The organism is Wolbachia endosymbiont (group A) of Conops quadrifasciatus, assembly GCF_964027015.1.
Classification (GTDB): domain Bacteria; phylum Pseudomonadota; class Alphaproteobacteria; order Rickettsiales; family Anaplasmataceae; genus Wolbachia.
The window spans coordinates 636,928-654,900 of sequence record NZ_OZ034722.1 but is presented as its reverse complement, the minus strand read 5'-3'; the positions used below and the strand labels follow the sequence as shown (position 1 = coordinate 654,900).

The following is a 17,973-nucleotide window of genomic DNA, read 5'->3' as shown; positions in this document are numbered from 1 at the left end:
GAATACCAAACACTTTTGTGTTATAGCTTGCTTAAAAATAGTTATCGTTATTATAGAGTTTATATACAAAATTTATGTTTCTAAATTACATAATATCTTAACTATAAAAATAATTTTCTATATAATATTTCATATGTTTTAAAGCTTTATTTTTATGTTATTATAAATGTAAGTTTCAAGATTGAAAATAATATGGTAAATATTAACACAAAAAAACAGCCAGCAGGATTTTTCATATATCTCTCTGGTCTTTCAGGAAGTGGTAAACTTTCCACAGCAATAGAATTGTCCAATATGATAGGCGCATTAATTGTAAATAGTAAGTTCTATAACAATGTTCAAGTTTGCTCTATATACAATGGTGTCTTTGAACGTGATCAAATACCTAAAGAAGTTCAAGATAGAATATATGGCATTATGCAAATTATGCTTCAGGTAATAGAAAATTATCCGATTCACTCAAAAAATTACATATTTATTGATGAGTTGATGGAAAATAATGACCATGACATGAGGATGTATGATTCAATAGTAAGGCTTAGTAAAAAAATGAACACAGAAATCCTTCCTGTGGTACTTAGGTGTGATCTACCGACATTACAAAAGCGTATTGCATTAAAAAGGCAAAGAAAAAATAGGAAGGTGACTAATGTAAATAGCATGATAGAACAATTTAGGATTAACAATTTATTTATACCACCGAGTGCCATAGAGATAGAAAATTCAGATATGAGTATAAAAGAAGTAGCTCAAGAGATAGTAAACCAGATGCACAGGCTTAGCCAAATTGTATGTACGCGAAAGAATAGTCTATAATGATTTCATATACTGAGGCTCATTTAAATATAGAGCCTCAACTTCATTTAATTTTTGCTTGTTCTTCAGTCTATAATGAACCAATAGTCCTGCATGGCTAGCATTTAAATTGCAATCCATATGTGTAATGCAGTCACTGCTTGTAGCGTGACACTTGGATCCAGGGTCACGTGCTGCAGTTGGACCAGATAGCGGCAATAAATTGAAATCAAATAACTGCGTATAAAACCCTTGAGCATTTTTGATTATAGCTCTGATATTTTTTTTGCTATTCGTACAAAGCAAAGATATTGTGTAAGCTTGAACTTCCAGCGCATTAACTCCGTATAATGGCTTATTTGTAGCAAGATTTATACCTTGTACTGCTGATATACCAACTCTAATTCCAGTGAAACTTCCTGGTCCAACTACTACCGCTAAATGATCTATTTTATCATAATTATAATTGTGCTTATCAAACAAAGTATTCAGAATTTGAAAAAATGATTCTACATGATTGTTGCTAGCGGAATTGCGCTCTACAAAACAATTACCATCATAATCAACTATTGCTATTGAAGTACCAGTACCTACAGTATCAATCGCTAAAATAGACATTACTTAAGCTTATCATAGAGTTTTGTAAACATCATAGTAAAGGCACCATTACCCATAACATTTGCTGAAGTGATTATTGGATCAAACACTATATACAAGGCTGTGATTAACGAAAGCATTTCTGGAGAAAATTTGAGGTATTTCTCAAGAATAGGTAGCATTACCATAATTCCTCCTGCCGGCACTGCAACGATAGCAAACTTAAATAACAAAAAATAGAGAAGAAAAGTTACATATTCCGTTGTGGACAATAAATAACCAGAAGTAATTACCATTGATAATATTATAACAAAAAAGCAATCACCTACTAAATGGAAGCTAGCAGTTATTGGTATAACAGACGATGCTATATCAGGTTGCTTTACATTTTTTTTGCTTCCTTCAAGAGTAAGCGGCATAGTTGCATTACTAGACATTGTGCTCATCGCAGTAATAAATGCCGGTATCATATTGCTTATACTAGCTATCCAGCTTGTGATCTTGAATGAATTTGCTGCTCCATATAAGAGAAAAACATAAAGGTAGGTTGCAGATGCTATAATAATGAAAATTATTGAGTAATCCTTAAATATTATAGATAAAACTTGATCATGCTGCATTTTTAAAGCAAGCCCAAGTACAAATATTGGAATAATCGGCGTCAAAAACGTCTTCAAAATAAAGAGAGTTAAATCTAACATTTTGTTCGAAAGCTCTTTGCTTTTCTTAGGTAGCAGTATAGACACTACTATGCTGGACACAAATCCATAAGCAAGAGCATGAAAGTTATAAAGGAGTAGCGGAAGCCTAAACGACCATAAAGGAACAATTGTTTCTTCATACGTTATATCTTGTGTTGAATAAGTGTTTTGTATGATAAAATGCCCAACAGAATAAGCTATTAAACTTGAAGCCAGATTCGATAAGAAGATCATTATAATAAGTAACAATATAAACTTTATAGCTGACTGCTTAAGATTGTTAACACTGCTAAAGATTAACGCAAAAATAATAAAAGGCATTATAAATAGCAAAACCTCTTTTATACTCAGGCTCGTTGAGTACAAGAAGGTTTTTGCTTCCATTGGAACTAAATGACCAAAGAATGCAACTGAAGTGATGACCGTGAGTAAGATTAATAGTTGTAGCACGTTCTTATATACCAATGTCCTATGGATATATATATGGTAAGTGAGTTGTTAAGTAAAGCAAAACTGCCTATTGCTACAAAACATTATGAAAGACAAGCAGCTTTTGTTACTCCTGCGCGTACTGCACGAATATTATCTATTAGATCCCAGTGCCTTTACTACTTCGATCCAGGAAAATTGATTATGCACTATACAACATTCTCGATCAAAAAACTGATTCCAGTGTCAGCTACTTGCATGACAAAGAAGAGTGAAATTAGCACTCACCTATTATTCGTGTCATTTTCAGTAAAAGCCTCCTCCCATGTGCCTTGAGTTGCTGCACGACTATACTCTGTTACTCTATTTTCAAAGAAATTCGTATGTTCAACGCCATTTAGTATTTCATCGAGCCATGGAATAGGATTATCATTGACATCATATATGGACTCAAGACCTAATTGCATTAACCGTCTGTTTGCTACGTAGCGTATGTAATTGCGCACTTCTTCTGCGGATAGTCCTTCAACATCTCCTAAATCAAAGGCAAGCTTTATGAATTCGTCCTCAAGCTCAACAATAGTGCGGCATGCAGAATATAATTCCTCTTTAAACTCGTTGTCCCAAATTTCATTATTCTCTTTAATAAATGTATTAAATAACATAATAATTGAATTGGTGTGCAAAGTTTCATCACGGGCTGACCAGGCGATTATCTGCCCCATGCCTTTCATTTTTCCAAAGCGTTGGAAATTGAGCAAAATTGCAAACGATGCGAATAACTGCAACCCCTCGGTAAATGCACCAAACACTGCTAGAGTTTTAGCTACATGTTTTTTATCGTGTTTTTTGCTTTCCTCAAATTCCAGCATGTATTCATATTTCTTTCTCATAGCATCATACTTTAAAAATGCTTGATACTCGCTTTCTGGCATGCCAATTGTGTCTAAAAGATAAGAATAAGCTGCAATGTGTATGGTTTCCATATTGGAAAAACTTGCAAGCATCATGCATATTTCTGTTGGCTTAAATATATTTGAATAATGCCTCATGTAGCAGTTATTTACTTCAATGTCTGCTTGAGTAAAGAATCTAAAAATCTGAGTTAGTAGATTTTTCTCTACGTTTGAAAGTTTAGTTTTCCAATCCTTCACGTCATCAGCAAGCGGAACTTCCTCAGGTATCCAATGGATTCTTTGTTGCTGCAACCACGCATCATACGCCCAAGGGTAATTAAAAGGTTTGTATATTGGATCTGCTTCTAACAATGACATAAGACACCTATTATTTTCTAAAGTAAATATTATATTAAGTGATATTGAGAATCGGTCAATTTAACTTTTTGAAATTTGACGGCAGGTAATTTATTAGTGTATTATAGCTTCAAGTAATTTATCAACAGAAATGCGAGTATTAATATCTTTTATTTTATTATTTACAGTGAGCTGCACACACACTATTCACAACCACGGAGCTCCTGGCATTAGTGTTGAATTGTGGAGCAAGATAAAAGCAGGTGACGATAAAGAAAAAGTGGTTCACACTTTAGGATCACCAACATTAGTATCAAAGTTCGATGACAATGTTTGGTACTATGTCTCATATAAAATTAAACAAGCTAACTTCTTAGGAAAAAGGAAGTATAGCAGTAAGTCTCTGCAAATTTCATTCGATCAGGACGGTAAAGTTGCAGATACAAAAGAAACTGACATCTTAGAGAGATCTTTGGCTGTTCCTGATTGAAAGTTTGCTCAGATCTTCCTACGTTATACCGCCGCGGTATCTCAGAATAGATTCCGCTAACAAGCAGTGGAATGAAGGCTTATTAAATTATAGAATTACTTTAGCTATAGACCTGCTGAGAATCAAGCAATAAAAAGAAGGAAAGGAGGGTGACTAAAATCAAGGTTAACTAAAAGGCGTGCTTAAGATTCACAATACCAGCAATAATATTGAACCTCAGGTTGTATTTTTTCTGAAAATTGCGGTAAACATGAGACATAATCTTAAATATCTTTATCTCACGGATCTTATTTTCTACTCTCATTCTAAATGATGCTAATCTTCTATTATGCTCTTTCTGCTCTGGAGTTAATGGCTTTTTACGATACTTTTTATATGGAATTATAACATTGCTTTGCAATTTTTGCCAACCTTGATATCCAGAATCGGCATATTTTATGCTATCGATTGGTAAATATTTTTCTTGTTTCCTTATGCGAAAATCATTAATTCTACCACGATATGAATTTGACACTGATAAAATTCTTCCACCTTCTTCGATAATAATCTCAGTTTTCATAGTGTTGGTTCTTTTTTTTCCTGAATATGATTTCTTCCGTTTTTTACTATCTTCTGGTCTCTGTATTTGCTGTTCTGTAACATCAGCCAGAATCTTCAGTATTTTTTCTGGTGTCATACTTCTATCTTTTGTTATAGTAACTTTTTTGGCAAGTAATGGCTCTATTTTCTTCAGTAACCTAAATACATTTGCGTTGTGAACATTGAACAGGCACCCTAAAAATCTATGTGTTATGTAAGTGCGATAGTACAAAATTACGCAAAATAACTTATCTTCTAGAGTTGGTAGTTGTGATCTTCTACCATGGCACTTTTTCTGTTTTTCAAGTCTTTCCCACCCAGACCTCACTTTTTCCACTACCTTTTCGAACTCCTCTATAGTTAAACCTGTTATATTACGAAAGTTTCTTGGGTGTTTCTTCATGTTATAGTAACTAAAGCTCATTTTTTTACCTTACTCAATCTGCTTATTCTTCTTCTACTTCTCTCACATTATTTTTTCAATCACCTTTTGCAGCAGGTCTTATGGTAAGGCAACAGGATAACAAAAAATTGACTTATAATGCAGAATATTTTGCTACTATATTTGTATGGCTTTTAGATTAAGAAATATCTTTTTAATATTACTGTTAACTAACTTACTTACTGGTTGTTTTGCAACAATGTTTTCCGGTCCTATGCAAACAATTCAAATGAAGGTAGTAGATGGTGAAGGTAATTTTATAGAAAGAATCAGATGTGTTGTACGTGATCCATCTGGAACGAGCCATTCTATCACATCTAATCCTGAGGCAGTGGTTATTCAGCGAGGTTTAGGATTATTATCTATTGATTGTAAAAAAGCGGGTTATGAACAATTACATGTGATGGTGGGTGAAAGTTTTAATAAGGCTACTTTATTAAACCTGTTATGGTTGCCTGGCTTTGCTACCTATGCAGTTACTGGAACTTATAAACAATATCCATCGCACTATGTTATAACCATGGAAAAGTCTGATTCATAGCAAAAAAATGCTCAAACGTAGCGGTCCAAAAAAATTAAAGTCTATAATTGAAAATTATGCATTAAAATGCATGAAAAATAAGATTAGCAAAAATGAAATACGTCTTATTTTAAATTGGCGAAATATAGTAGGGAAAGAAATAGCAGAGTGTACAAAACCGAAAAAGATCTCATATGCACAGAATATAAATTCGGGTGTATTGCATCTGGTAGTAACAAATGGCAGTAAAGCATTAGAAATTCAGCATATGATTTCTCTTATAATAGAAAAAATTACGATATTTTTTGGCTACAAAGCAGTATATGGTATAAAAATTAAGCAAGAGAGTATTGACTATTTGACTATATAAGGTAATCTAAGTACATAGAATAATTTGGTATATTGAAGTGAGTAGAGTTTGTGAATTAACAAATAGAAAAAAATCTTTTGGTAATAAGGTATCACATTCGAATCGTAAAACAAAGCGTACCTTTCTTTTAAATTTACATAAGGTTACGTTGACAAGTGATATATTGAATAAAAAGTTTAGATTTCGTGTGGCAACAAGAACTTTGAGAACTATAGATTACAAAGGTGATTTAGATGCTTTTTTGCTCAACACAAGAACGATTAAACTAAGTGAAAAAGCGCAGAAGATAAAAAGAAGGTTGAAAAAAGTTTTAGTAAAGCAAGAGGTAGAGTTAGCCGTTTCAGATGCATAGCAAACCTCAATGGCTCAGAGCAAAAGCTCCGACCGGTGAAGTATTCAATGAAACTTTAAACATCGTTAAACTGCATAACTTACATACGGTATGTGAAGAAGCTGCATGTCCAAATATTGGTGAATGTTGGAATAAACGTCATGCTACTGTGATGATTCTTGGTTCTGTTTGCACTCGTGCTTGTGCATTTTGCAACGTTGCAACTGGCATCCCTGATAAACTAGACCCTCATGAGCCAGAAAATTTAGCAAAAGCGATAAAAAAGTTAAACTTAAAACATGTTGTCATTACTTCTGTTGATCGTGATGATTTACCAGATGGTGGCGCAAATCAGTTTATACAGTGCATAGAAGAAATTAGAAAGATAACTTCAGAAACAACAATAGAAATTTTAACTCCTGATTTTTTAAATAAGAAAGGAGCATTTGAAGCAATTGCTGTTGCATCACCTGATGTCTATAACCACAATATTGAAACAGTGCCGAGATTGTATGCAAAAATAAGACCACGAGCTCGCTATTTTCATTCACTATATTTGTTGAAGATGGTAAAGCAGATTAATCCTAAAGTTTTCACAAAGTCAGGGCTTATGGTTGGTCTTGGAGAAACAAAAGAGGAAATACTTCAGGTTATGGACGATTTGCGCAGTGCTGAGGTTGATTTTATTACAATTGGTCAATATCTACAACCAACTCCAAAACATGCAAAACTTGATAGGTATGTTACCCCAGAGGAATTTGAGCATTATAAATACGTTGCTTACTCCAAAGGTTTCTTAGTGGTTGCATCAAGCCCACTAACTCGGTCATCATACCACGCTGAAGAAGATTTTAACAGGCTTAAGGCCTGTCGTTATGTTAATTCAAATTAATTTTTACTAATTATAAAGGAGTTGAGCTACTTTACGTAATGTCTACTATAAAAATCGAGAAGAAATCACAATTAGTTAAAGAGGTATTCGATTCCGTGGCAAGTCGCTACGACACCATGAATGATATAATGAGCCTCGGAATGCATAGATTATGGAAAGATAAAATGGTAAATAGTGTGCATTTTACAAAAAACTCTAAGGTTTTAGATGTTGCTGGAGGAACTGGAGATATAGCAATAAGAATAGTAAGAAAAGAGCCAAGTGCTAAGGTTACAGTATGTGACATAAATCAAAATATGCTAAGCAGAGGACGTGATAAAGCTATAAATTCAAACCAAATTAATTTTGATTGGGTATGTGCGAATGCAGAAAGTTTACCATTTGAAGACTCCGAATTTGATTATTGTACAATAGCTTTTGGCATTCGAAATGTTTCTGACCGCAAGAAGGCTTTAAATGAGGCGCACAGGGTATTAAAACCACATGGAAAATTTATCTGCTTAGAATTTGCTCCTATGCACTATCAAAATGAGATATTTACCAAACTTTATGACTTATATTCATTTAAAGTAATTCCTAAAATTGGCAGCATAGTTGCTAAAGACAGGAGTTCTTATGAATATTTAGTGAAGAGCATTAGAGAGTTTCCAACTCAGGCTGATTTTAAAATGGAAATTGAAGAGGTAGGCTTTAAGAATGTTGAGTTTTATAATATGAGCTATGGAATAGTGGCATTACACATTGGAACAAAATGAATATTAAATTCTGGTATAGAACGCTGGATTATTATCTCATCCTTCCAGTGTTTTTTTTGCTCACTATAAGCTTCATTCTTGTTTATTCAGCAAGCCCTGTAATTGCGCAGCGTCTTTCTTTACCACAAGATTATTTTATACGGCGCCATACAATTTATATAGTCCTGTCACTAATTACCCTGGTGACATTTTCTTTTCTCAACACAAGAACTATACTTAACCTCTCATTCGCAGGTTTCATTTTATTTACTATTTTAGTGGCAGCTGCTATAATACTTGGTATAGAGGTAAAAGGTGCGAAACGATGGTTACATATTGTCAAAATTTCAGTTCAACCATCTGAGTTCGTAAGGCCGTTTTTTTCTGTTGTTATAGCTAGTATCTTAGCCAGCGGAATGAAGTTTAAAATGCACATATCAATCATAATATTTCTGTTAGTTTTTGTGTTGTTACTTTTGCAACCTGATTTCAGTATGTCCATGCTTTTAACATATTCTTTTATTGGTCAAATGTTTATTGCATGTATACCACTTTTATACTTTCTATGCATAATAGGAATGGCCACAACTGGAACTACAATAGCTTACTTATGCCTCCCACATATAAAGCAAAGGATTTACAATTTTGTCTTTTTTATGCAACGCGATAACTTTCAAGTCACAAAATCATTAGAAGCATTCAAAAGAGGTCAATTAACTGGAGTTGGACCTGGTGAAGGTAGCGTAAAAACCTCTCTTCCTGATTGTCATACAGATTTTGTGTTTTCTGTTTTAGCAGAAGAATTTGGTTTGATTACGTGCTTAGCCACATTGATGTTATTTGGCATCATTTCCGCCCGCTTGCTTTACGTTGCATATAGAGAAAATGAATTATTCAATCTATTGGTGATTCTTGGTATCTCAATTCAATTCATCACACAATTCATAATAAACACAGGGGTAACATTGAGTGTTTTTCCCACCACCGGCATAACCCTGCCACTACTTAGCTATGGTGGTTCTTCTCTTTTATCTTCGAGCATCGCACTTGGCATAATGCTGTCTTTCAGTAGAAATCAAGCTATCGCATTAAAGTTTCGTGAGCGTGTTATGCTTGTGGACTAGTGGTCACCCGCTCACAACTATTATTGGTATCCCTCCAAAATGGGTATCTGTTCAGATGAGTGGCAAGAGATATTATGAAATCTGAAAGAGTTATGTGGAAATTTTTCAGAAAATATTCCACTGACATGCTGAACAACAAATACATCACTATGTCGTTTATCGCAAGAACTTATATTTTTCGTAACCATTCACAGATTTCCACTTAATTCTTCAATCTCACTAATAGAAAGGCCAGTAAACTTGACAATAGTGTTGACATCAACATTATTAGCCAGCATTGCTTTTGCAACTTCAATTTCCCTTTCTTTTCTACCTTCCTCTTTAGCAAGATCAAGTCTGTATTCAAGAATGGCTTCTTCTTTGCGCAGATCCATTATTCTTTCTTCATAAGCTACTAGATCTTTTTCATTCCAGTGAAACTTATCTAATTCATCATATGCTAGCTTTATTATTGGTGATTTTTCCGCAATTTTTCTGAGATCTTCGTCCGTTGTTTCATCTGCATATTTGAAAAAAAATAGCCAACGGTCTACTACACTTTCTAGTTGTTCTTCTCTACTCTTAGGAAATTTTGGCAGCTCTATGAAGATAAATTGAAAATCTTTTAAGTCATGCTCATTGGTTTTCTCATCTCTTATGGTATGGCTAGATATATAGTCAAGCTTATCAGGGAATAAGGTGCAATTTGAAATCGCGATAAAGAAAATCTTCTTTAAATCAACGTATTTACCAGATTTATCAGCTTGTCTTGAGTAAGCCTTAGCAGCATAAAGTTGTGCACGTTTTTCAAAGCCTTTATCACGAGTGAGCTGGTCAGGTAAGGAAGCAGTATTACTACTACTCCCTCCCTTAGAAACGCAGCATGCAGGTTTCCCCACACTACGCTTGAGCCCCTTATCTAAGTTCTTCTTTTCTAGAACCGGCTTGTCTTTCATAAATCCTCAGAATACATCAACTTTAGTGGTGACACTAACAGTAGAGAACCTTCTCTTGAAAAGGAGCTTGCTAACATTCTTGTTCGTTTCACTCTCTCATCAAAATACTTTTTCCATTTTAAGTCAAGGGGATTTGCATCCGCTCTGATTTTAACATGTCGTCTGATAGGTATATCAATCAGCTTAAGCAGTCTTAAATACCGTATCTCTTTTGGTTTGTTCTTGCATATGGGTGCAGCAAAAACCCATTGGCGTTGACCCATTACTTTGAAGTAACGATTCTTTATCCAACGTAATCCTTTACGAGGATGTCTTTTCTTTGCCCATTTCCATAAACTATGCCAAATTTCATTGTCGATCTTTCTAAACGCTTTTTTAGCACACACATGGTGATAGTAATTTCCCCATCCTCTCAGTAGAGAGTTGAGTGACTTAATTACTATAGCCTGAGTGTTCGCTATATTTGCTTTTATCAATGTACGTGCTTTATTAAGAAGTCTTTTAATACTTTCTTTCGAAGGTTTAATAATTAACTTCTTATTATATCTACGTACATTACAACCAAGAAAGTCAAACCCTGTTGTGATAGATGTAATCTTTGTCTTCTCTTCTGACAGAATTAAACCTCGCTCGTGAAGAAAAGATGATACTAAAGGCTTAACTTCCTTTTCCAGTACTTCATGTGTGAAACCTGAAATAATAAAGTCGTCTGCGTATCTGATTACGTTCACTCCACTTCTGATTTTGTTTCTTCTTCTACTGCCGAGTTTACCAAATCGACTTTCCAATGACTTTTCAAGTCCGTTTAAGGCTAAATTGGCTAGTATTGGAGAAATGATACCACCTTGCGGGGTACCTGCAGTTGTGGTGTACAGAGTTTTCGATTCTAGGAAGCCAGCTTTTAACCAACTATGCAGAATTTTCTTCTCAATAGGAATATGCTTCATAAGCCATTCATGATTAATGTTGTCAAAGCATCCTTTGATATCACCTTCAAGTATCCATTGTAGTTGATTACGACTTGCCAGTAACAAATGACAGGCTACTGTAGCATCTGCGCAGGATCTTTTAGGCCTAAAGCCATAGGAGTGACGATCACTGATTGTTTCAGCTATAGGTTCCAGAGCAAACAGATATAATGCTTGCATATGGCTCTATCTTTTATCGATGGTATTCCAAGAGGTCTTCTTTTGCCATTAGATTTACTGATATAAATCCGTTTTAGCGGAGAAGGTTTATATCCTCTTTGCTTTAACTGCTTTATTCCTTGAAATTTAGCATTGCAAGTTGACCATAGTTGACGATCTACACCCGCTGTGTTTTTTCCTTGGTTTTCAGTTACTCTCTTAACAGCCAAAGCTTTTCCGCTAAAAGAGCGTGTGAGAAGATGTTCTAAAGCTTTTACCTTACCCCATCTTCCTTCTTGGACAACCTTAACAATACGTCTTTGTAGCCTCACAATAACTTTCTGGCATTTCTTCCATTGCAATTGCTTCCATGCTTCAAAGCTTTCGGTAGATGCACTTACAGGTTTACTTGTAATCATCTGCTTTCCTACCTTAAGTGGTTAACAAAGTTTCTTGTCACGAGGGACCAAATGGAAGTCTGCTCGTTTTCACGCGAATTAATGTTACAAATTCTATCCATTTCGTTACAAAATGGCATTCGCTTTCTCCATTCTCCTTTACCTGCACTTCCATTAGCATTCCTTGCGGTTTGCTTGCCATGTAGGCGAAAATACAGGCTTACCCTGTTCCTTCTGTCATACAACAGTGGGTTAGGTGACTTCTCTATACCGGTGGAGTTATTATTTGCGTACATCTAGAAATGAAAAATGTAACTTATCCACATTACCTTTTTAGTTAGAGCTTATCAGCATCTTTAGCTCTTTCATAATTACGATACTTTGAAGTTTCACTTACGTTCACCATACCACTAGCCTAGCTCTCCAACCACATGATGCTTGTAGTTTATGCTCCTCTCACGATTGAGCATCTTCTTTTTCAAGAGGAGGTTCATTGTCCGCATCGCTTAGCACCAACCGGTTGCCCGATTCGCACTGATGCGTAGACTCAGATGGCAAAACATCTGGTTTAATAAGTTTTAGAATCCTTTCAGTTTCTTTCTGGAGGAATTCCTCTCCTTTTAAACAATATGACCGAAGACTTTCAGGTCGCACCATCTCAATTATATACCTGTTCCCACTAGAATCCTTGCAAAGAACATCAACAATGCTTTGTTTATCAGAAGCAATTTCAGGGTCCATAATGGTGCTTAAGAATTCTACTTCTTGTATAGTATTGACTTCAGTACATCCTAAAATATCGTTCAAAAAGTGGATAAGAATATTCTTATTTTTTTCAGTGCCAAGTGCGTCCAGAGAAGGCGAATATTGTTCAGTAGGAGATAGACCTACCAGGATAAAAGTCGGAATCCTGTAGCTTGGGTAGCAGCATGGAGGGAAACCAAAATGTTGAAGCCTACCGACAACATTATCGTAGGATAATGGCGAATTACCAGGCCGTAGCGAAAGCGAATACACAGATTGCCTCGAAAGGAATATTCTGAAGGTCGAGCCATCTTGGTACTGGCGAAGACAGAATAGACCAGACGAAAAACAAATGGAACGATTGGTCTACTTCAGCGGGGTGTTAGTAACAGCATGGCAATGAGGACATACAAAGCAACTGGAGAAACCCTCCTCATCCCAAGGAGAAATACCTTGGAGAGGTAGGTTCTATAACTGAAAAACAGGAAGTGAACTGAAGATAAGAGGGTGGCGGATGGGTGCGTAGTAGTAAAGAAATGAGGTAACGCTCATGGAGCAAAGGCACCCTACTAGTAGAAATCTTTTAACAAAAGGAAGGTAAAGGTAAAAATGACAAAAATGCCGATAAAATTACAAGACCTGAGAAGAAAGATATATACCAAAGTGAAGGCAGAACCGGAATGGCAATTCTGGGGAATCCATGTTCATGTCTGTAAAATGGAGACACTGGAGGAAGCTTACAAACTAACGAAGAGGAGTAATGGGGCACCAGGAATTGATGGGGTGACATTCGAATCGATAGAGACAGAGGGCTTAAGAAAGTATCTTCAACAAATAAAACACGAACTAATAACCAAGACCTATAGCCCAAATAGGAACCGGAGAAAGGAAATACCAAAATCTGGAGAAAAATTCAGAACGTTGAAAATACCCTGCATCCGGGACAGAATAGTGCAAACAGCACTAAAGCTAATAATCGAACCAATATTCGAATCAGACTTCCAAAAAGGATCATACGGGTATCGACCTAAGCGTAGTGTGCATGAAGCAGTACAAAAAGTAGCGGAAGCAGCAATCAAAGGCAATACAAAAGTAATTGACGTAGATCTGAAATCCTACTTCGACAGTGTGCGACATCATATTCTGATGGAAAAGATTGCCAAAAGAATAAATGACAAAGAAATCATGCGCATGATTAAGCTAATCCTCAAAACAGGAGGGAAACGAGGAATAGCATAAGGATCACCACTTTCGCCACTACTAAGCAATATATACCTCCTAAGAAACTCCCTTAACTAGCGCTTCTTGTTGAACTAATATGTAGCCAAATTCCTGTGCTTTTTTGATTAAATTTTTTACAACTCTCTCTTTGTAACGTGTTTCGTAATAGCTCATTCCTTTTTCCACATACTCTTGTCCATATTTCAACATTTGGTAAAAGATGCATGCTAATTTTCTTGCTGTAGAAGTAATTGCTTTTATTGCTCCTAGCCGTTTTTTTAATCTCCTACAATATGCACCCAATGCACTTTTACTATTTCCCACAGCATAAGCAGCCATTCGCAAGGCATTCGTAGCACGATTAATAACTTTACGAGTTTTTGTTCAAAATACTTTTTCTCCTGTAATCTTATTAGCAGGGCTAAGCCCTAACCATGAGGTAAAATGCCTTTCTGATCGCCATTTATTATGATTAATGCCAACTTCCGCAATAATGGTTTGTACAGTTAGTACATCAAATCCAGGAATTTTAGTGAAATCTATACCAGTTACACGATACAATTCCTCACGCAGGGTGAAATTTGGTCTGCCTCTTCTAGACTTATTTTTTTCCTTACCTAACTCTTTACTCTCATCGGACTTCGTCTCTAATGCTTTGTAATAGTTCTCTATACTTTTATCACATTCAATTATTTTTTCTTGAAAAAAATTATATGCTTCATATTCTTGCTTTAATACAAATAAATGTTCTTCTCTATAATCGCCTGTTAATGCTTTTGCTATAGTAGCCTTATCATTCTTCATATTCACACTTCTGAATTCAGCTAGTTTTTTAGGATTCCTTTCACCTTCTACTATTGCTTTAATAATTTGCATTCCTGTGACGCCAGTAATATCGCTTGTCACTTTATGTAAATGAATATTCATTTGTACTAACACCTTTTGCATACGATTAATATGTTTAGCAGCGTTTTCAATTAAGTTTTTACGTTGCCGAACATAACCACGCAATACACACATTTGATCATCTGGCCTAAATGATCCTTGGATTAACCCATAACTATGTAGTTGTTGAAGCCATTGACAATCCTGAACATCTGACTTTCTTCCAGGTACATTTTTTACATGTCTTGCATTTGCAAGCTTTACTTCAAGTCCATATGATTCAAGTACTTGGAACAAAGTAATCCAGTATACTCCTGTTGACTCCATGGCTACTGTAGTAACTTTACATTTCTTCAGCCATTTTGCTATGTTATGGAGATCCTCTGTAAAGCAGCTAAATTTTTGTATACGCTGTTCATCACTTCCTTCTGGTACACATACATAATGTACAGCTGAACCAACATCTATTCCTGCTGCATCAGGATTCATGATCTCTAATTTACTTTTTGCTTTTTTCATAGTAACTCCCTTATTATAATTTGTAATAGGGAAACGCTTCAGCTTGGAACGGTTAGATAATACAATCTCCTAACCAAGGTAGCCTAAAAAACTCCATCAATGATTTGACCGTTCCTCCCAAAACCATGCTAAACGACGGGCACTTATGGCACCAGTGAAAATTTCGGTTATAACTTCAGAGGCGCTTCCTATACAACTATACTTAAAAACTACTAAAAACTTAAATTGAGGAGTTTCTTCCTGGTTTGACAGATTTCTTCTGTTCGGTGCTATACGCTTTTCTTGGCGCACTCATAATGATCCTTAAAAAAATACTATGAGATTATTATAAATTAAAATGATTAAAAATTTAATAACTTTGATTATAAATCTAGCATATCAACTAACGATATGATTTAAATTTTCTTTCAATTCCACTGTATCTTTGCCAGTTTTGCATACAACCCGTCTTTACTTATTAGGGAGTCATGAGTCCCTACTTCTTCTACTTTTCCGTGATTAATTACTATAATCTTGTCAGTTTTAAGTGCAGTTGATAGTCTGTGTGTAATTGCGATCGTTGTTCTGTTTTGCATTAACTTGCTTAATGCTTTTTGCACGAGGTTCTCACTTTTATAATCAAGGGCAGAGGTTGCTTCATCCAGTATTAAAACCTGAGGGTTTTTGAGTATGGCTCTTGCTATTATAATACGTTGTTTTTGCCCTTCAGAAAGTTTTAATCCTCTTTTTCCTACAAATGTATCAAATTTATCAGGCAGCTTATCAATAAATTCCATCGCATAAGCGCTGATAGCTGCTTGCTTCACTTCTTCATATTCAGCACCAGGTTTGCCATATAGTATATTTTCCATTATTGAGCAAGAGAATATTATGTTATCTTGTGGCACTAAGCCAAACAACAATCTGAGGTCATTTAACGCAATTGACTTAATATTGTGCCCATCGATAGTAATGCTGCCTCTGCTTGGATCATGAAAACGGAGCAGAAGTTTTAAAATGGTGCTTTTACCACTGCCAGATGGTCCAACAATTGATACTACTTGACCTGCCTTTATAGAAAATGATACGTTATTTAACGCTGGCTTATCAGACTGAGATTCATAAAAAAATGTCACGCCATTAAACGAAATTCCTTTTTGAACACTACAAATTTTTATAGGATCATTGGCATCTGCTATAGAGCTTTTCATATTTTTAAATTCAAATAAACGCTCTACTATTCCAAGACCTCGTTGTAAATCACTGATATTATCGCTCAAATTATTTATAGCTCCTGCCGCAAGCGCTGAATAAAACACAAATGAGGAGAGTTCTCCAATAGTTATATTATTGCTTAAGACTTCTTTAATACCAAAAAAGAGCAAAACAACTAGTGAACCTATCACACACGTGATAACTAGAGTTACTAAAATAGCACGCAAGAGTACTAATTTTACGTATGATTTTGATACTGAGTTTAAATGCTCCTTAAAACGGGTTTTTTCATTTTCTTCGAGTACAAACGATTTGATAGTCACTATAGATCGAAAATTTTCCTCACTAAGTGATGCAAGCTCACTTAATTTATCCTGGGCAAAGCGTGCATAGCTACGCACTTTTTTTCCAAATGAGGTCATAATAATGAGTAGTATAGGTACTATTGCGGCTGCATACGCAGTTAGGTGCAGATTTGTATATAATAACATGGCAACACTGCCAATTAATATTACAAAATTTCGCAATATGGTGAGTAGGCTGCTATTTATTATTGATTGCAGCGCAGAGGTATCAGTAATGAGTGCTGAGATAACATCTTGTACGCCTGTGTTCTCAAAGAAACTTGGTTGCAAGTCAGTGATACTGCTATATAAGTCATATCTGATTCTTGCGATAACTTTCTCGCTGCCAATGCCAATGAAATATAACCGAGTAAATGCAGTGAGAGAAATGGCTAAAACTATAAGTATTGCAACTAATAGTTTGGTAGTAAAATCGTGCTCTGTGCCAGAATCAATTATGTTGCTTAAGCCTCTGCCAAAGAGGAGGATCGTTAAGGCTGAAAATAAAACTGCAATAAAAGCTATGATGAAATAAGATAGATTAGGCTTTATATAGCAAAATAACTCTCTAATATTAGATCGCATCGTATTTTGAAGTTTCTAAAGTTAAGTATATAGATTTTAGTTTCAGGGGAAAGGGGAAAGGTGTAGCACAATAGCTAACGTCATACCGTGTACAAACGTTGCAATTTTTAAGCAAAGTGATGTTGTTCAAGTAGCTGACATTTGGGGTCTATAGCTAACCCAAGTAAGGTTTTCCCGAGTGCTGAAAAACAAAATCAATAGCCGAATTGATATCGGGCCAAAAGTTCTGCAGAGCTTTTCTTATTACTCCGCCAACAATGTTGCAAAAAACATAAAATTAGAGAAAAGCATTTCTCGTATTGCCCATATGAAGTTGCAAAATCACACAAATAAAAAATTTTTAAAAAAACATAGTTGATCTCTAGATCCCGCTAACAAGCAGCGGGATGACGGGGTTATCGTCATGCCACCGTGAACCGTCATACCGCCGCGGTATCTCTAGATCCCGCTAACAAGCAGCGGGATGACGAGGTTATCGTCATGCCACCGCGAACCGTCATACCGCCGCGGTATCTCTTGGCCGCTAACAAGTAGCGGGATGACGGTTGTCGGTAGGCCTAAATTACTTTAGCCATAAATATTTAAGAAATTTACCAAATAAAAAAAAGGCAAAGAAACCCAAGGGTAGCTAGTATTCAAATTCTCCCTTGTCTATTTGACGTCTTTTACTGTCTTAAACGCTTTATAAGCGCGTTTCGGCTTGTATAGGCAGAAACCTAAAGTTTTATAAAGACATGAGGTGCACATAGTGCAAAAAATTAAGC

Annotated in this window: 17 protein-coding genes and 2 pseudogenes; 9 read left to right on the top strand and 10 right to left on the bottom strand. The window is 35.5% G+C overall.

From position 1 onward, the window contains the following. The first annotated feature begins 192 nt into the window (after positions 1–192). On the top strand, positions 193–816 hold the full coding sequence (locus AAGD69_RS03465; RefSeq protein WP_341812608.1) for an AAA family ATPase: 624 nt from the start codon (positions 193–195) through the stop codon (positions 814–816). Here the strand turns inward: AAGD69_RS03465 and tsaB are convergent. The 3 genes from tsaB to AAGD69_RS03450 all read right to left on the bottom strand — a co-directional run bounded on the left by tsaB (position 811) and on the right by AAGD69_RS03450 (position 3,796). Continuing rightward, positions 811–1,413 carry a tRNA (adenosine(37)-N6)-threonylcarbamoyltransferase complex dimerization subunit type 1 TsaB gene (gene tsaB / locus AAGD69_RS03460; RefSeq protein ID WP_341812607.1) on the bottom strand — a complete coding sequence of 201 codons (603 nt, stop codon included), beginning with the start codon at positions 1,411–1,413 and terminating at the stop codon, positions 811–813. The genes AAGD69_RS03465 and tsaB overlap by 6 nt on opposite strands. Continuing rightward, the gene (locus AAGD69_RS03455) at positions 1,413–2,543 is read right to left on the bottom strand and encodes a cation:dicarboxylate symporter family transporter (RefSeq protein WP_341812606.1); all 1,131 of its coding nucleotides are present in this window, start codon (positions 2,541–2,543) and stop codon (positions 1,413–1,415) included. The genes tsaB and AAGD69_RS03455 overlap by 1 nt, the downstream gene beginning before the upstream one ends. A 263-nt stretch (positions 2,544–2,806) precedes the next feature. Then, positions 2,807–3,796, bottom strand: coding sequence for a ribonucleotide-diphosphate reductase subunit beta (locus tag AAGD69_RS03450; RefSeq protein ID WP_253307200.1), 990 nt, complete (start codon positions 3,794–3,796; stop codon positions 2,807–2,809). Positions 3,797–3,926: 130 nt separating this feature from the next. On the opposite strand from AAGD69_RS03450, the gene AAGD69_RS03445 reads away from it, so the two are divergent. Further along, positions 3,927–4,265: an outer membrane protein assembly factor BamE gene (locus AAGD69_RS03445; RefSeq protein ID WP_341812605.1), complete on the top strand. Its 339-nt coding sequence runs from the start codon at positions 3,927–3,929 to the stop codon at positions 4,263–4,265. A 169-nt stretch (positions 4,266–4,434) separates the two neighbouring features. Here the strand turns inward: AAGD69_RS03445 and AAGD69_RS03440 are convergent, their stop codons facing one another. Continuing rightward, a complete protein-coding gene (locus AAGD69_RS03440) occupies positions 4,435–5,247 on the bottom strand; it encodes a transposase family protein (RefSeq protein ID WP_410529867.1) in 813 nt (270 codons plus the stop codon). 166 nt (positions 5,248–5,413) lie between these two features. Between AAGD69_RS03440 and AAGD69_RS03435 the strand changes: the two genes are divergently transcribed. The 6 genes from AAGD69_RS03435 to AAGD69_RS03410 are packed head-to-tail and all read left to right on the top strand — an operon-like array spanning position 5,414 to position 9,257. Continuing rightward, on the top strand, positions 5,414–5,827 hold the full coding sequence (locus tag AAGD69_RS03435; RefSeq protein WP_341812603.1) for a hypothetical protein: 414 nt from the start codon (positions 5,414–5,416) through the stop codon (positions 5,825–5,827). Between the two features lie 7 nt (positions 5,828–5,834). Then, positions 5,835–6,176: a DUF721 domain-containing protein gene (locus AAGD69_RS03430; protein WP_010082513.1), complete on the top strand. Its 342-nt coding sequence runs from the start codon at positions 5,835–5,837 to the stop codon at positions 6,174–6,176. A gap of 37 nt (positions 6,177–6,213) precedes the next feature. Beyond that, positions 6,214–6,528, top strand: coding sequence for a 50S ribosomal protein L28 (rpmB, locus tag AAGD69_RS03425; protein ID WP_006279619.1), 315 nt, complete (start codon positions 6,214–6,216; stop codon positions 6,526–6,528). Beyond that, on the top strand, positions 6,521–7,399 hold the full coding sequence (gene lipA / locus AAGD69_RS03420) for a lipoyl synthase (protein WP_341812602.1): 879 nt from the start codon (positions 6,521–6,523) through the stop codon (positions 7,397–7,399). Before rpmB ends, lipA begins: the two co-directional genes overlap by 8 nt. A 38-nt stretch (positions 7,400–7,437) precedes the next feature. Next, positions 7,438–8,154 carry a bifunctional demethylmenaquinone methyltransferase/2-methoxy-6-polyprenyl-1,4-benzoquinol methylase UbiE gene (ubiE, locus tag AAGD69_RS03415; protein WP_341812601.1) on the top strand — a complete coding sequence of 239 codons (717 nt, stop codon included), beginning with the start codon at positions 7,438–7,440 and terminating at the stop codon, positions 8,152–8,154. Then, on the top strand, positions 8,151–9,257 hold the full coding sequence (locus AAGD69_RS03410; protein WP_341812600.1) for an FtsW/RodA/SpoVE family cell cycle protein: 1,107 nt from the start codon (positions 8,151–8,153) through the stop codon (positions 9,255–9,257). Before ubiE ends, AAGD69_RS03410 begins: the two co-directional genes overlap by 4 nt. Before the next feature lie 188 nt (positions 9,258–9,445). Here the strand turns inward: AAGD69_RS03410 and AAGD69_RS03405 are convergent, their stop codons facing one another. The 4 genes and pseudogenes from AAGD69_RS03405 to AAGD69_RS03390 all read right to left on the bottom strand — a co-directional run. Continuing rightward, positions 9,446–10,192: an Rpn family recombination-promoting nuclease/putative transposase gene (locus AAGD69_RS03405; RefSeq protein WP_341812599.1), complete on the bottom strand. Its 747-nt coding sequence runs from the start codon at positions 10,190–10,192 to the stop codon at positions 9,446–9,448. Then, positions 10,189–11,340, bottom strand: coding sequence for a reverse transcriptase domain-containing protein (locus tag AAGD69_RS03400; RefSeq protein WP_341812598.1), 1,152 nt, complete (start codon positions 11,338–11,340; stop codon positions 10,189–10,191). Before AAGD69_RS03400 ends, AAGD69_RS03405 begins: the two co-directional genes overlap by 4 nt. Continuing rightward, the gene (locus tag AAGD69_RS03395; protein ID WP_341812597.1) at positions 11,304–11,738 is read right to left on the bottom strand and encodes a reverse transcriptase N-terminal domain-containing protein; all 435 of its coding nucleotides are present in this window, start codon (positions 11,736–11,738) and stop codon (positions 11,304–11,306) included. The genes AAGD69_RS03400 and AAGD69_RS03395 overlap by 37 nt, the downstream gene beginning before the upstream one ends. A 633-nt stretch (positions 11,739–12,371) precedes the next feature. Beyond that, positions 12,372–12,614: pseudogene (locus tag AAGD69_RS03390) on the bottom strand (PD-(D/E)XK nuclease family transposase); the annotation flags it as partial. Positions 12,615–13,070: 456 nt separating this feature from the next. Between AAGD69_RS03390 and AAGD69_RS03385 the strand changes: the two are divergent. Beyond that, complete coding sequence (locus tag AAGD69_RS03385; RefSeq protein ID WP_341812579.1) at positions 13,071–13,700, top strand: reverse transcriptase domain-containing protein; 630 nt, start codon at positions 13,071–13,073, stop codon at positions 13,698–13,700. Between the two features lie 39 nt (positions 13,701–13,739). Here AAGD69_RS03385 and AAGD69_RS03380 read toward each other — a convergent pair. Both AAGD69_RS03380 and AAGD69_RS03375 read right to left on the bottom strand, forming a co-directional pair. Then, positions 13,740–15,086 (bottom strand): annotated as a pseudogene (locus AAGD69_RS03380) (IS110 family transposase). Between the two features lie 407 nt (positions 15,087–15,493). Beyond that, positions 15,494–17,209, bottom strand: coding sequence for an ABC transporter ATP-binding protein (locus AAGD69_RS03375; RefSeq protein WP_341812596.1), 1,716 nt, complete (start codon positions 17,207–17,209; stop codon positions 15,494–15,496). Positions 17,210–17,973 lie beyond the last annotated feature (764 nt).